Origin of the sequence: Coprococcus sp. OM04-5BH, from assembly GCF_003482105.1 — a bacterium.
GTDB lineage: Bacteria > Bacillota > Clostridia > Lachnospirales > Lachnospiraceae > Coprococcus.
Genome location: NZ_QULM01000001.1, coordinates 592,017 through 607,519, shown reverse-complemented (window position 1 = coordinate 607,519; position 15,503 = coordinate 592,017). Strand labels below are relative to the sequence as shown.

Below are 15,503 nucleotides of genomic sequence, written 5' to 3'. Positions count from 1 at the left end.
CATATTTTAATTATCGCCTTTTTCGGGCATTTTCTTTCTGCCCGGAAGCCACAATAATACGCCAAGGATCACAAGTGCCAGCGCACTTATCATAAGGCCTGTCTTAAGCCCCGGCGGGAAATACTTAAATTCCACCGTATGGGTTCCCTCCGGAACATCTATTGCAATAAATGCTCCACGGACAGTCTGTACAGCATACTCTTCTCCGTCTACATATGCCTTCCAGCCTGCGTCATATGGTATTGAAGTGAACATAAGTCCGTCCTCATCCGTTGTGATGGTTCCCTTCACATAATCCTCTTCAAATACCGACACATCAAGCATTTCTGATGAGAGTATGCCATATGCCTTCTGCCATGCCTCCCGGTCGAACTGTCTTAAGATCAGCTTTACCGTGCCGCCAGAGGCTGCGTCATCCCTGAAGCAGTACTGGATGGTGACCTTGGTTCCACGGTTCAGATGTCCCAGATGGTATATCTGGTACTGGAGCCTGTCGTAATTCACCTCCTGGTCATCAATGAATATCCTGATCTTTGATATTCCGTTGGCATTTGCCATCATATAGAGATCTACGGTCTCCTCCTTAACCTCAAAGGACAGTCTTACATCATTTGTTGTTCCCTCAAGCCTTGTATAGTTGTAATTTATATCGTTCTTTGAACGTCTTGTAACCTCGCAGTTTCCTCCATCAGAGTATACATCTGAGTCGTAATACTCGAATACATTGTCCACACCTGTTGCCTTTGTAACGAAGTCGTTAAGGCTGTAGAACATATTTGCCCCGCTGCCGTCCCAGCTGTGAAGCCCCCTGTTCACCATAAAGCCGGTGCTTAACCTGTATGGATTTTCATATATCTCTATTCCCGACACGGTGGTCACAGGTTTCACGTCAAATGAATTATAGTCATCCGGTCTCTTAATAAGATAACGCAGGTTAAGTATAGCACTGTTCACAGGATTTGATCCATCAAAGAGGTATTCATTTGCCCCGGTATAATATCCGAGACTATGCATAGCATCCACAAGGTCAGCCGATACCGTAGAACCGAACAATGTCATATTTTTTATGCTGTAGTATGTCGGCTCATCCACCACGGTCCTTCCCATCAGTTCAACTCTATAGCCTTCATCATCAGGATCTATTAAATCTATGGCATCCTGCATGGCTGCCTCGTCTGAGAAATAATGGCTTATATCCACATATCCGTTGTTATCGTATCCGTATGCAGCATTCAAAATGGTCTCACTTAAGCATACCACTAACACCACCCAGACAAGAATCTTCCGTACTTTTTCATTTGTGAGCTTCACGGCAAATATGATCATGATGTAGATCACAAGAAACATGGAAGTTACAAATACCGTCTTCCTATCAAGCATAGCGTTGGAATTCGCCAGATAAAAGAAGCCATATCCCATGACAGAACCGGCAATGACCCATGGCATCTTCATCCTGTCAAGCTTTTTCAAAGCCTCGTATCCCATGTCAAGGAGCACGAATATGAACAGGAATGAAAATCTGTTAGGTATTCCGTACTGGTTATGGAAGCCGTGCCATATGTAATTAAGGAGCTCGTTATTGAAGCTCACCATGAGAAATACCAGCAACAGAACATTCCTTATCTTGTCATATAGCTTTACATTGCCATTTAATATGTACAGAAATACCAGCACGAAGCAGATGGTTCCGCAATACAGATTGACACCGCCGTCAAAGGGCTGACTCTTTATAGGCTTGGTAAATACGAACATCTGCTTTATCATTTCCCATATACTTCCGTACCATGAGAATTTCGGAAATACCCTAGCGGCAGACGCCGTAGTGTTTATGCTCACATATGCAGGGACCAGTATAAAAGCACTGAGCCCCGCTCCGAAAAGGGAGCATCCGGCAAATTTTAATCCATCCAGGAAGAATTTCTTTACATTCTTATGACCTGTCAGGAAGAAGTACATCACAAGAAAGATACATATCATAAAAGCAATGTAATAGTTACACAGGAGTGCATAGAAAAGCGAGAAGGTATAGAGCTTATAATCTCCCTCCTCCATAAGTCTGTGATATCCTGCCATAACCAGCGGAAGTATCATGATACAATCCATCCACATTACATTCCAGGAGTATCCTATCACATAATTCGAAAGAGCATATGCCGTTGAGAATACGAGTATGAGGCAGTTCTTCTTATCCTTAAACCGGTCACCTAAATAATATGCAAATGTGAATCCTGACATTGCAATCTTAAAGCTGATAAGAAGGGACATTGCCGCATAAAGATTTTCCCTTTTGAATAAAACGATTATAAAATTAAGCGGACATGACAGATAATAAGATATTATAGCCAGAAAGTTGCTTCCCAGGCCAACATTCCAGCTATAGAATATACTCTTTTCTCCGGCAAGCTTATCATGATAATCCGCAAAAAACGGAAGATACTGATGAAGACTGTCAACCATGGTAAGGCTGTTTCCTCCGAATATTCCTATCTTCTCAGCAATCCACACGCCAAGCATAAACAACGCCGGAATCACAAAGCTCAATATTAGTATATAGTCATCGCGCCAGATCTCGGCAAATGGCTTCTTATCTTTCTTGAATACAAAACACTTGCCCAGTATATAGTTCACCACCACTACCGCAAACTGAACCAGAATCTTTGAAAACAATTCATTGAGGTTGAAGGAATCGCACAAAAGGTTAGTTCCTATAACCTCGATTATCATAGCTAAAAGTCTGGTTCCTACATGGGATACAAACTCCCTGAGCATAAGTAACGGTGCATGGCTTCCTCCGGTAAACACGCAAAATTTATTTGCAAAGAAGGCAAAGATCATAGCACAGATGATGGCTATGACATTTGCCATGCTTCTTGACATGTCTGTAAGAAGTCTCAGCAGTGAAAATGTCACCAGATTCACTGCTGTAGTACAACCTCCCACTATCACATATCTTACTATTTCTTTTTTTAGCAATCCTTTAATAGTGTCCATATTTACTTCCTGTTATTTAAGGGAACCCATAAGATAAACAAGCGGTGAGTTCCAATATATTGTAACTTCATTTAATGAATATGCCTGCGAGTTATCTACATAGCACCTGGCAGGAGCATATCCTGTAAGAACGGCCTTTGAGTAGGACTCGTCAAGTCCGCTGTTCGGTCCACCTACCAGCATACCAGGCATTGTCTCCTCAAGTACCTGTGAAGGTCTGTGGTGTGTCTGGGTTGGTGATACTGCACCATAGCCTGTCACAAAACAGTAGCTTACGGCATTTCTACCTAAAAGGTAGTCAAGCTGATACTGGGCGTATGTTGTGTACTTCTCATCCGGTGAAAGTTTATTTGCCATGAGAAGGAGCATACCTGCATCGGCAACATTCATGTTACTTCCCCAAGGGAAATCTTTAATGGCAACGCCTACGCCACTCTTATTTATTATGCTTTCAAGTGCGTCCGCCTTTGAGATAAGCTTCTCCTTGGCCTCCTCTGAAGGATCATCACATCTTGCATAGTCATAAAGTGCATATACGCCAACTGATGCCCATCCCAGATCATAGCCTACAGGAGATGACCCTGTGATGATCTCGTCCGCAACTGTCTTATACTGTGTATCCCCTGTTGCGGCATACAGCTCAACTGCTGCCCAGAGATACTCGTCTATGTCGCTTGAATCATCATACTCACCTGTAACGATGTCCTCAGGATTCTTAAATCCCGGATCGCCCTGGTGAGCACTTAAATACTCCCATGCCTTTTCTGCTGCCGCAAGACACCTATCTGCAAATTCCTTATCTGTATCTCCGTAGATAATTGATGCCTTAGCCATAACAGCTGCAAAATCACCGGTTGCCGTATTTGAAATCGGTGAAAGGATAAGCTGGTCTGTCTCATCAACTGCATTTACTGTTTCAGGGAAGTTAGCACATGTAACCTTGTGGTATACACCCCCTGTTGATGCATCCTGCATTTTGAGCATCCACTCAAGCTCATATCTTGCCTCGTCTAACAGATCCGGCACTCCGTTTCCGCTTTCAGGTATTCCCAGATCATCAAGGGCAGCTCCGTCTGTATCCTCATATGAAAGAATAAGATCCGCAACTGTCTTGGCACCTGGTACCACATATCTTCCATAGTCACCGGCATCATGCCAGCCGCCGCTTACATCAACCTTTGTATCTGTTCCGTATACCACAGCCTCACCTGTATGACATGCCACATGGGCAAAATCTCCGGCAATGCTCTCATCAAGATCGCTTCCGCATCTCTGCTTATAAAGCATCAGGACAATATCCTTGTAAATGTCATCATATACGCCATCTTCTATCTTGAACTCGTAGGACTCTTCTCCGTCATCAGCTACTACCTTATATGTGCCCGGTGTCTTAAGCTCTGTGAAATCTCCGATCCTTGCCATCTCAGATGCAGAGGAATCAAAGATAACATCCCCCAGCTTTCCTGAGTATACAGTCTCTCCGTTTGCAGCATCTACCACGTCAAAGCTCTCTGCCTCCTTGCTGTTTACCGTAACTGTCTTAACTGAATCAGGCCTATAGCCTATCTGGTTTACCTTTACCTCAAGAGGTGTAGGAACAGCCTCTATCTTCTGGGCATTTGAAGCGTCTGTTGCCTCAAGAAGAATATTGTCGAAATATATGTTGTGCTCTCCGGCAGCCTCATCTATATCGTCGAATTTACCCATGTTGAATACCAGTCTCGGTGCAGGATCTGACGCCTCATTCATTGTGAACTCTGCCTCTATGGTCTTCTTCTCAGGTCCTATAACGTCCGTTCCCGATATATACGGATGATAGTCTCCGCCATTTATCTGGAGTCTCCACTCAATAGTTCTCTCCACATCACAGCTCACTTCAAAGGAATACTTATATACGCAGCCCTCGTAAAGTCTGAAGCCGTCATAGTAGATCTGATTTGCATAATCAAGCTTTCCTAACTTCTGAATAGTTACACATAACTGTCCGTCTACATTTGATATCTCTTCCTGTCCACCATTTGTATAGGTCAGGAAATTTCCTGTATCACTGTCAAACTGAATATCCACTGCCTTGTCTCCCGTTGCAACTCCGAGACCCTCTTCTGTGTCTTCCTCTGTTGCTGCTTCCGTTGTCTCCTGCTCCTCTGTTGCCACCTCAGCTGCCTCTGTGGACGCCGATGTTGTGGCAGCTGTCTTACTTCCGCATCCTGCCATAAGACCTGTTGCCATGGTGGCTGCCAGGGCAACCGCCACTACCTTCTTAAACCTTCTCATCTTTCTCCTCCTTAATAACTTCTGGCACGCCCTTAAAAATTATGTCGTGCTTTTTTTGATACCACTCCTATAAACTCTTCACATAATTTACTACATCCCTGTAACTCATACTGCCCCCGAATATATCAAGAGCACTTCCTATGGTCACATCTATCCTGCCTCTGCCCAGGGTGTTAAGCCTCTCTATATCCTCAAAGCCTGCAACGCCGCCTGCATAGGTCATGGGAAGCCTGCCCCAGTCCCCTAACAATGCTGCCACATCCTCCTCGATACCGGAAGCATGTCCCTCAACATCTACAGCATGGATAAGGTATTCGTCACAATACTCCGAAAGGAAATCCATTGTTTCCCTGTTCACCGGTACATTGGTGAACTTCTGCCAGCGGTCGGTCACAATATAATATCCGTCAGCCCTGCGCCTGCAGCTCAGATCCAACACCAGGTGTTCCTTTGACACCGCAGACACCAATGCCTTAAGATTGTCCATATTTATCTCCCCGTTCTTAAACACACAGGAGGTAACTATCACATGGGAAGCCCCCATGTCTATGAACCTCTCAGCATTGTCCTGAGTAACTCCGCCGCCGATCTGCAGCCCACCTTTATAGGCTGTAAGTGCCAGCTCTGCCTGTTTCAGGTCTGCCTTATAATATTCACTTTCCTTAGGATTTAAGATAATGATATGTCCACCCTTAAGACCGTCAGTTCTATACATATCGGCATAATAGTCTCCGTCATAGCCCGACACGAAATTCTCTCTTGCGGAATTGCCCTCATCCTTAAGGCTTCCTCCAACTATCTGCTTCACTCTTCCGTTGTGGATATCTATACATGGTCGAAAGTGCATTTTCCGGCTCCTTTCATAAGCTGTTGCATCTCCTTCGATGATTATGCTTTTTGCCATATTTTATCACAACAAGACATAAAGTTCTATATAAAAAAAGTTTATAAAACAATTATAAAGATATACTTTGTTTATTTGACAATAAATGCTTCTATATATAGAATAATGAAATAGGAGAAAATTACGAAAAAATACAAAAACAGAATCGAGGATGTAACATTGAGCGAAATATTTACCACTGACAACATGGCCATCAGAATACTTAACCGAATAGGTGATATTCTTATACTTCATTTTCTGTGGCTTTTATGCTCCCTGCCTATAATCACCATAGGAGCATCAACAACAGCCTTATACTACACAGCAATGAAAGCAGTCAAATACGAAGACGGCTACGTTGCAAGGCGATTTTTCAAAAGCTTTAAGGAGAACTTCAGACAGTCCACAATAATCTGGCTTATCATGTTATTTGCAGGCTTCTTATGTGGCTGGTACCTAAGCTACTCCATTGAGACACACAATAGTGTGCTTACAATGTTTTCGACAATTTTGACATGTGTGTATACGTTCATACTGATCTATGTGTTTCCTCTCCAGTCAAAATTCGACAACAAGATAACCGTAACCATAAGAAATGCGTTTTTACTGTCCGTCAAGAACTTTCCATGGACACTGCTTATGATCGTTGCCCTGGGACTTATAGGGCTCTTCTCATACTTCTACACCATTGTACTCTTTATAGTTGTAATATGTGGTGCAGGTGTATACGGATATCTGACAGCCTTTATCTTCAACCGGGTCTTCCTTCCTTATCTGCCTGATGAACCGGGCTTTGAGAAGCTGAAATTCAACACAACCGCAAGCGATGCGGGCCAAGAAGCCGAAGATGGGAATATTGATGAGGATACTGATGAGGCTGCTGACGAGGACGTTCAAGACAATGCCGCCGTGGACACTTCCGAAAAAAACAAAACAGCAGCAAAGGTAGCTTCCGGCAGAAAGCTCAGCCTTTCAGAAAGAGCCAACAGTGTTGCCTCTTACACCAAGCAGGAAGATAACACAGAGGATTGATTAAAGACCTGCCGTGCAAGTCAAACGTAAAATGATATAAATGAGCCTGAGCTCTATGGGGATGGAGGAGAAAATGAATTATTCACTAAAAGCTGAAATAGATAATTGTTTTATGTATGCAGACGCCGTAGATAATGAGGGCTATGGTGCAGGAACCGCAAAAGGTATAAGAATGAGGGAAATGTTCCGATTTGACCTTATCCAGTTTCTGGCATACCTGTCCTCATCCGACAACGATGAGGTTACTATGGAGATAAAGTTCATACGGGAATATGCCAATTACCAGTTCACATCAGACAAGCTTCGGGACTTCAAATACGAGCGTACAGAAAACAAGGACTTTCCTCTGACTCCGCCACGCTCCCTTACATATTTCGTAGCAGCGGATCTGGGACGACAGAAGGGCAATCCGAACCTGCCAAAACGTTCAAGAGACTATCTCAGGTGCTTCAAGCTTACAGGTCTTGAATTTATCGCCCTCAACAGCGACAAATCCGAAGAGGAGGTAGGACGTCTTACCGGCTACTGCATAATGCTTGACAATTACCTCAAGTCTCTTAATCTGTATGCGAATGATCCAAGTCCTCTTTTAGAGAAATACAACGCATTAAAACCTGTGGCATCAACATCAAATGCCGTAACGGAGACCGACACCGTAAAGGATGTAGATGAACTCCTTGAGGAATTAAATTCCATGACAGGCTTAAGATCTGTCAAACAGGACATTGCCAACCTGGTAAATCTCCTTAAGATAAGAAAGCTCCGTGAGGAAAATGGCATGAAACAGCCGTCAGTATCCCTTCACCTGGTATTCTCGGGCAATCCCGGAACAGGTAAGACCACAGTGGCAAGACTTCTGGCGTCCATCTACAGACAGCTAGGCGTTCTTAAGAAGGGACAACTTGTGGAGGTAGACCGTGGCACTCTTGTGGTGGGCTACATAGGTCAGACCGCCATCAAGACCACAGAGGTGATAAATTCGGCACTGGGCGGAATATTATTTATAGATGAGGCCTACACCCTTACTGCAGGAAAAGGCGACAATGACTTCGGTCAGGAAGCGGTCGACACCCTTCTTAAAGCAATGGAGGATCATAGAGATGATCTGGTGGTTATCGTAGCCGGCTACCCTGATCTTATGGAGGAGTTCCTAAGCTCCAATCCGGGACTTCGTTCAAGATTTAACAAGTTCATCACCTTCGAGGATTACACCGGCGACGAACTTATGGATATATTTAAGAGCATGTGTAAGAAGCAGGATTATGTGCTTTCAACTGACGCTGAGGAATATGCCAGAGAATATTTCAAGCTTCGCTCCGAAAGTCACGACGAGAACTTTGCAAATGCCCGTGAGGTAAGAAACTTCATGGAGACAGCTATATCAAGGCAGGCAACAAGAGTTGTAACCTGCAATCATGAGATCACCAAGGAGCTTCTTGAGACCCTTACGAAGGATGATCTTGTCCCGGCAGAAAAATAGTGTATAAACTGATCAGCAGTGGTCAAATGAAATCATGCAAGCATGTTGCACCTGACTCGCTGCCATAACAAAAAGAGCCGACATTTCAAACTGTCGGCTCTTTTTTAGATCATAAATCACAGTTCCCCCTGTTCACAGGTCTGTCATATCACGCAACCCCGATACATACAACCGCCCCATACACTGCCTCAGCCCCCATTTCCATAAGTATCCTTGCACAGGTATCCATGGTAGCACCTGTTGTATATATGTCATCAATTATCATTATCCGTCTGTAATTTCTGTGGGAATTTCCTGCCCCAAAGGCATTCTTCATATTATTTGCCCTCTGAAGATTATCAAGTTCCTTCTGAGGTCTGGTATCTTCAAGTCTCAACAGCATATCCGTACACACAGGTATCGCCAGATGTCTTCCTACGACCTCTGCCAGAATCTGTGCCTGATTGTAGCCTCTGTTTTTCAGTTTATGCCTGTGTACCGGTACCGGCACCAGAACATCTATCCCGTTCCTTCTTACGGTATCGCAAAGCATTTCTGCCATTGCGCTTCCGTAGTAGTCACAGTATTCCCTGCGGTTTCTGTATTTAACTGCCAATATGCTGCCCTTCACCGGCTCTATATAATTAAACAGTGGATAACATCTTTTATAAATCTTAGGATATCGCTCACAGTCACTGCAATACTCTGCGGTATCTGTCTCTATCTCCTTGCCGCACTTCATACACCTGACTCTCCCTACAAAGGGAAGATCATCATGCTCACTGCACACCAGACAACGACTTCCGCCGCAGCCATTAATATTTCCCAGAACCCTGTCACATATAGGACATCGCCTTGGAAATATCATATCAAGCAACATATCCTTTATCAAACACTGACCACCTCTTCCTTAACACTATGTAATTTTGTCTATATATTCACGTTTTTGCATATCCTTGTGTGTATGCCCATGCATCTGTCACATTCGACATTCTCAGCAGCATGCAGCAGATCTGTTATTCAATACCGCCGTCTCTGATCTCCTTAAGCCTAAGTGCCAGTGTGGTATATCTCTTCTGCTCCTGATTGTTCTTTATCATGGTGTCTACCATTCCCAGATTCCCCACCAGTACAACTCCCTGCTTGGCACGGCTTACGGCAGTGTACAAAAGGTTTCTGCTTAAAAGTTTCGGCGGTCCGTAGAACAATGGGATTATTACCACAGGGTACTCACTGCCCTGGGATTTGTGGATTGTGATGGCATAGGCATGTTCCAGCTCGTCAAGCTGTCCGTAGGTATACTGCACCTCCCTGCAGTCATCAAACTCCACTGTAACTATCTGGTCGAAATCATTTATGCCAGTAATGAAGCCCACGTCACCGTTAAACACTCCAACTCCCTCTTCCTTCACATAGGAGCCATTCTTTATCTTCCATTCAAGCTTATAGTTATTTTTTATCTGCATAACCTTGTCACCCTGTCTGAAGATAACTCCGTCCCTCTCCTTTTCCGGAAGACTCACACGTTTCGGATTAAGGATATCCTGCAGCTTCTTGTTAAGGTTTTCCACACCAAGTTCCGACTTCCTCATAGGAGTCAGTATCTGTATGTTCATGGGATCAAGCTTGAAGAACTTAGGCAGATTCTTGGTAATAAGCACCTCCAGCTCGTCTGTTATACTCCTTGTGTTACTTCTCGGAATATAGAAGAAATCCTTGCTGGTATTCTTTATCTCAAGACTTATTCCCTTATTTATCTTGTGGGCATTGGTAATGATGTCACTGCCCTCTCCCTGACGGAATATCTTATCAAGCTCTGTCACTGCAAATGTTCCGGAGGCGATAATATCCCTCAGGACATTTCCCGGTCCCACAGATGGAAGCTGATTGGCATCTCCCACCAGAACCAGCCTTGTTCCCGGCATGATAGCCTTAAGTAAATTGTAGAATATCATGTTGTCAACCATGGACATCTCATCAATTATTATCACATCAGTCTCAAGAGGATTTGATGCATTTCTGCCAAACTGATAAGCAGAAAATCCCTCCTCATCCGTACTGCCACCTGTGAGCTCTAGCATACGGTGTATGGTCTGGGCTGTATAGCCCGACGCCTCAGTTATACGCTTCGCCGCACGTCCTGTAGGTGCTCCCAGCATTATATTTACCTGCGACATTTCAAATACCTTTATCAGAGCATTTATAGTGGTGGTCTTACCGGTTCCGGGACCACCTGTCACAATAGAAACGCCGTGGGTAACTGCGCTCTCAATGGCCTCTACCTGTTTTCCATCAAGACTGATGTGTTCCTGCTCCTGTATAAGCTTCAGATTATCCATAACATCGGAACCCATAAACGAGAAATCCACATCCAGATCTGTAAGCATTCTGGCAGTATTAAGCTCCATGTAGTAATTTGCCGAGCTGTACACAGCAGAAATCACAGTATCCTCACCATCTGTCTCCTGCAGATGTATCTGCTTCACAACTATCTTCCCATCAATCTGGAGAAATACTATCTGACGGTTGATGTGCTCCACCAAGTCCTCACTGTATGGTGTCATCTCGTCCGTTAACAGGCTGTAGGTTCTCTTCACCAACATTTCCTGAGGCAGATACATATGCCCAAGTCCTGTGACTGCTGTAAGTGTATATAGCACCGCAGCTCTTATCCTAAAATCCGAGTCCTCCTGTATGCCCATCCTCATAGCTATCTCGTCGGCAGTCTTAAAGCCTACTCCGGTGATATCCTCCGCTATCTTGTAGGGATTTGTCCTTACAACATCATACAGGTCTGAGCCGTATTCATTGTAGATCTTCACCGCAAGATTTACGGATATGGCATATCCTGTAAGGAAGATGATAGCGTCCTGCATCTCCTTTTTCTCACTGTATGACACAGCAATATTCCTTGCCATTCTGGCAGAGATACCCTTGATCTCCGCAAGTCTCTCCGGCTCTTCTTCAATTATCCTCAGGGAATCCATCTTGAATTTCTTGACTATCCTTTTTGCAAGGGCAGGTCCTACGCCCTTTATTATTCCAGAACCCAGATACTTTTCTACGCTTAAAGCATCATCGGGCATTTTGATCTTATAAGATGTAAATTTAAACTGAAGGTCATACTGGGGATGTTCCACATACTCCCCCTCTGCCTCTATATACATGCCTTCATTTATATCATGAAGGGTTCCTACAAAAACATCTTCGCCGTCTTCACCCGACACAGTGAAAACGGCGTAGCCATTATCATCATTTTTATATATGACCTTCTCTATATAGCCTTCCTTAACCACTATATATCTCCTATCAGTCTTTCCTGCTGCTTAACAGTTCTATGTACTTTCCTGTACCTATGGCAACTGCACGCAACGGATCCTCTGCTGTCATTGTAGTAATCCCTGTCTTCTCCTCAAGAAGTTCCTCAAGTCCGTGAAGCAGGGCACCACCGCCGGTAAGGACTATACCTCTGTCGGCAATATCCGCTGCCAGCTCAGGCGGCGTTCTCTCAAGTACCGAATGTACAGCCTCACAAATCTGTGAAGCAGGCTCTCTTAAAGCTTCCTCTGTCTCATCCGAAGTTACGGTTACAGTCTTCGGAAGACCTGTAACAAGATTTCTTCCTCTGATATCCAGAGTAATATTCTCCGGTCGCCTATAGCATGTGCCTATCTTTATCTTGATTTCCTCAGCAGTTCTCTCACCGATAAGAAGGTTATGTTTCTTTCTCATGAACCTTACGATAGCCTCATCGAAATCATCACCTGCCACCTTTATGGAAGCACTGACAACAGGACCGCCAAGGGAAATAACTGCTATATCAGCTGTTCCTCCACCTATATCAACTATCATATTGCCACATGGTCTGTAAATGTCTATGCCTGCACCTATTGCAGCAGCCACCGGTTCCTCAATAATAGAAACCTCCCTTGCACCGGCTGCATAGGTGGCATCCTCAACAGCCTTCTTCTCAACCTCTGTCACCTGAGACGGCACACACACACTGATCCTTGGTCTTCTTCCAAAATAGCTTCTTCCTATAGCCTTCTGGATAAAATACTTAAGCATTTTCTCAGTAATGGTATAGTCAGAGATAACTCCCTGTCTAAGAGGCCTTACGGCAACGATGTTACCGGGCGTCCTTCCGAGCATAAGTCTCGCTTCCTCACCTATCGCCACTATTTTATCCGTATCTCTGTCATATGCCACAACCGACGGCTCCTTGAGTACAACCCCCTTTCCCTTTACATACACAAGTATGCTGGCTGTTCCCAAATCTATTCCTATGTCTGAACTTGCCATTATGTTTTCCTTTCTAGATATCTATATCAAAAATATTTTTCTTATTTTATATGTTCCTGAGCATCTTTTAATATTACTAGAGAAGCCTTCCTTCCGTCAACCCATTTCATGTCAACTTCTGTCAAATCCATAATCCGGTCCAGAGCCTTAATATAACTCCTCCAGGTCACCTTATCCCTCTTGCTGAGAAACGATCCTGTTCCCATATTCATTCCACGGAATTTATCCTTTAAATCCTCCACAAGGGTTCTGCTGTTTTTTCCTGTAAAATTATATCCCAGCCTCTTGTTTAACGGCTCGTTGGAGAAAAGAACCTCTCCTGTCTCAGCATCCTTTATGAATATTCCAACTTTGATAAAGTTGTATGTGTCAATAAGTATGCTGTTTATATTCCTGATATTTCCATCTCCCTCAATCCGGAATAATACTCCCTGGATAACGTTTCTTATGTCCTTGGCAAACTCAATATCATCCTCGGTCCATACCTTCTTTGTATCAGAGGTTGCAAATACTATGCATCCGTTATGGACATTATTCACCTCCGTAAGCAGCGCAACAAAGCTGTTTATATCCGCTACCTCAACATCATTCTGTATGGAGCTTATCTTATTATTCTCGTCATACAGGATATAGTCATATCCATCATTCCTTGAAAACGGAACAATCCTGTTTCCTTTATGCCACATATCTATATATTCATCTGCAGACATGTACTCATCTCTTGTCCAGAAATTGGTACAAAAGTAATCTTCATTCTCATCAACCTTGTAAAGGGTGATAACATCAACTCCCAAATACTCTCCCGCCTGCTTCATTATGGTATTGATAGTGGCATTGCTGTCGTCATCCATGGCATTCAACGCATCCGTTATGATTCTCTGACGCTTCATCTTTTCTTCAAACTGAAGTTCAATGGACTTGCTTCTCTTAGCCTCTCTTGCCACAACCTTTGAATTATATACATAATCAGAGAATACAGCGCAAAGATCCCAATGGTATCTGTATATATCTCTCATCCTTGCCACATCTTCCGCATCATAAGCACAGACAATCCAGGTTCCCAGATGCCTGTCTCCCACCATAATAGGTGCTCCACAGATACGACTCTCATTGTAGCCGTCGTCCATCTCCATAATGCAAGGAACATTATTTTTGAAGATAGCCTCATTAAGCTTGGCATATATATCCTTATACTGGGGCTTCTCAAACATATCATAGAACTTGCCGAAATTCTCCTGCGGTCCTGCCGGCTCCACGAGCTGTACCCCCTCCGGATCAATAATTGTAGAATACAGCCGGCTTATCTCCGAAAATGCTTTTACCAGTCTGTTCCATCTATCTCTATCCAGATATCTGTCATTTTCCTCTTCACTTGGAAGCTGCTCGTTCATAATATACGAAAGCTTGTCTTCATAATCCTTCTTAGCCTTATCAACGCTGCTTTCAAGATTCTTAGTCTCTGTTATGTCTGTGATAAGATGCTCCACTGTATATGATTTCTTATTTGCTTCTGTAATACTGTTCTGAGCCTTGACCCATTTCACCTTACCCAGATCATCAACGACTCTGTACTCCTCTGTATAATCTTTCCTGTCAGTGGCAAGAGCTCTCTTTGCATTTCTGATAACTCTGTCTCTGTCTCCCGGATGGACATAATCAATCATAAGCTTGTTGCCTGCTGAAATGGCTTCAACATTTATGCCAAGCATCCTGGCATTAGGAGTTATGTACTTCACATGATTCGTTCCGTTATGATCATACTGGATCACCACAGCAATCGTCTTTATCTTATTGAGAACCGACATGATAAATCCATTATTTTCTTCGGAAATATGATTCTCTTTATCGTCTATGAACAGAAACTCAATTCCATCCAGGACATCATCTACCGTCCTTACCAGGTGACACTTGAGGGTGGTCTTCATAATAGAGCTGTCAGCAAGAATAAGGCGGGCCTTCATCTCAAAATCCGTTGCACGGGAATTCTCTGCCTTATAGATATTACCGATAAGTATATCATAATCATCCTTAACGAACAATTCCTGAAGTCCCACTGTTCCCTTGTAGAAATCCCCCTCTTTATATCCAAGACCTGTAATGTTCTTTGATACATATCTTGTCTGCCATACCCCATCGGGTCTGTACAGATATAGTGCCACAACACCTATGTGATTTATGATTCTCTCAAGGCTTACACTTCCTATGGCAACGTCTGAACGAAGTTCAAACAAAACGATGTATGCTGTCCTGTCATCATACTCTGTTTTATTGACAAATCCACTTACTACATATTTATCTTTTTTATTCACCCTGAGCATAAGCCTGTGCCATATTATAGTGCCTGTCTTCTCCAGAGTAGGCCAGAACTCATCGCTGGACATAAATTTATCCGGTTCCATGGAAATACTTGTAATGTTATCTCCTATAATATTCACTGCTGCTTTGTTAATACTGAGCACCTCTCCATCGGCACAGAACACAACTGCCGGATACTGCACATTGCTCAGGAAATCAATATAATTCTTTGCCTTACTTATCTCCATATGTACATCTCCCTTTTAT

Annotated in this window: 9 protein-coding genes; 2 read left to right on the top strand and 7 right to left on the bottom strand. The window is 43.6% G+C overall.

Annotation, left to right across the window (positions count from 1 at the left end; genetic code table 11):
• Positions 1-6: 6 nt before the first annotated feature.
• The 3 genes from DXB54_RS02575 to hisA form a co-directional block, all read right to left on the bottom strand.
• Positions 7-2,991, bottom strand: a complete 2,985-nt coding sequence (locus DXB54_RS02575) for a GtrA family protein (protein ID WP_118694141.1) — start codon at positions 2,989-2,991, stop codon at positions 7-9.
• A gap of 12 nt (positions 2,992-3,003) precedes the next feature.
• Complete coding sequence (locus DXB54_RS02570; protein WP_021938502.1) at positions 3,004-5,265, bottom strand: glycoside hydrolase family 9 protein; 2,262 nt, start codon at positions 5,263-5,265, stop codon at positions 3,004-3,006.
• Between the two features lie 67 nt (positions 5,266-5,332).
• A complete protein-coding gene (hisA, locus tag DXB54_RS02565) occupies positions 5,333-6,112 on the bottom strand; it encodes a phosphoribosylformimino-5-aminoimidazole carboxamide ribotide isomerase (RefSeq protein WP_021938501.1) in 780 nt (259 codons plus the stop codon).
• A gap of 216 nt (positions 6,113-6,328) precedes the next feature.
• On the opposite strand from hisA, the gene DXB54_RS02560 reads away from it, so the two are divergent.
• Together DXB54_RS02560 and DXB54_RS02555 are read left to right on the top strand one after the other, a co-directional pair.
• Entirely contained in the window at positions 6,329-7,180 is an 852-nt protein-coding gene (locus DXB54_RS02560) for a YesL family protein (RefSeq protein ID WP_021938500.1), read from the top strand.
• Between the two features lie 73 nt (positions 7,181-7,253).
• The gene (locus tag DXB54_RS02555) at positions 7,254-8,660 is read left to right on the top strand and encodes an AAA family ATPase (RefSeq protein WP_118694140.1); all 1,407 of its coding nucleotides are present in this window, start codon (positions 7,254-7,256) and stop codon (positions 8,658-8,660) included.
• 148 nt (positions 8,661-8,808) lie between these two features.
• On the opposite strand, the gene DXB54_RS02550 is transcribed toward DXB54_RS02555, so the two are convergent.
• The 4 genes from DXB54_RS02550 to DXB54_RS02535 form a co-directional block, all read right to left on the bottom strand.
• Positions 8,809-9,531, bottom strand: a complete 723-nt coding sequence (locus DXB54_RS02550; protein WP_021938498.1) for a ComF family protein — start codon at positions 9,529-9,531, stop codon at positions 8,809-8,811.
• Positions 9,532-9,655: 124 nt separating this feature from the next.
• Entirely contained in the window at positions 9,656-11,935 is a 2,280-nt protein-coding gene (gene recD2, locus DXB54_RS02545; RefSeq protein WP_118694139.1) for an SF1B family DNA helicase RecD2, read from the bottom strand.
• A gap of 13 nt (positions 11,936-11,948) precedes the next feature.
• Entirely contained in the window at positions 11,949-12,941 is a 993-nt protein-coding gene (locus DXB54_RS02540) for a rod shape-determining protein (protein WP_021938496.1), read from the bottom strand.
• 41 nt (positions 12,942-12,982) lie between these two features.
• Positions 12,983-15,484: a PAS domain-containing protein gene (locus tag DXB54_RS02535; protein ID WP_118694138.1), complete on the bottom strand. Its 2,502-nt coding sequence runs from the start codon at positions 15,482-15,484 to the stop codon at positions 12,983-12,985.
• Between the last annotated feature and the right edge of the window lie 19 nt (positions 15,485-15,503).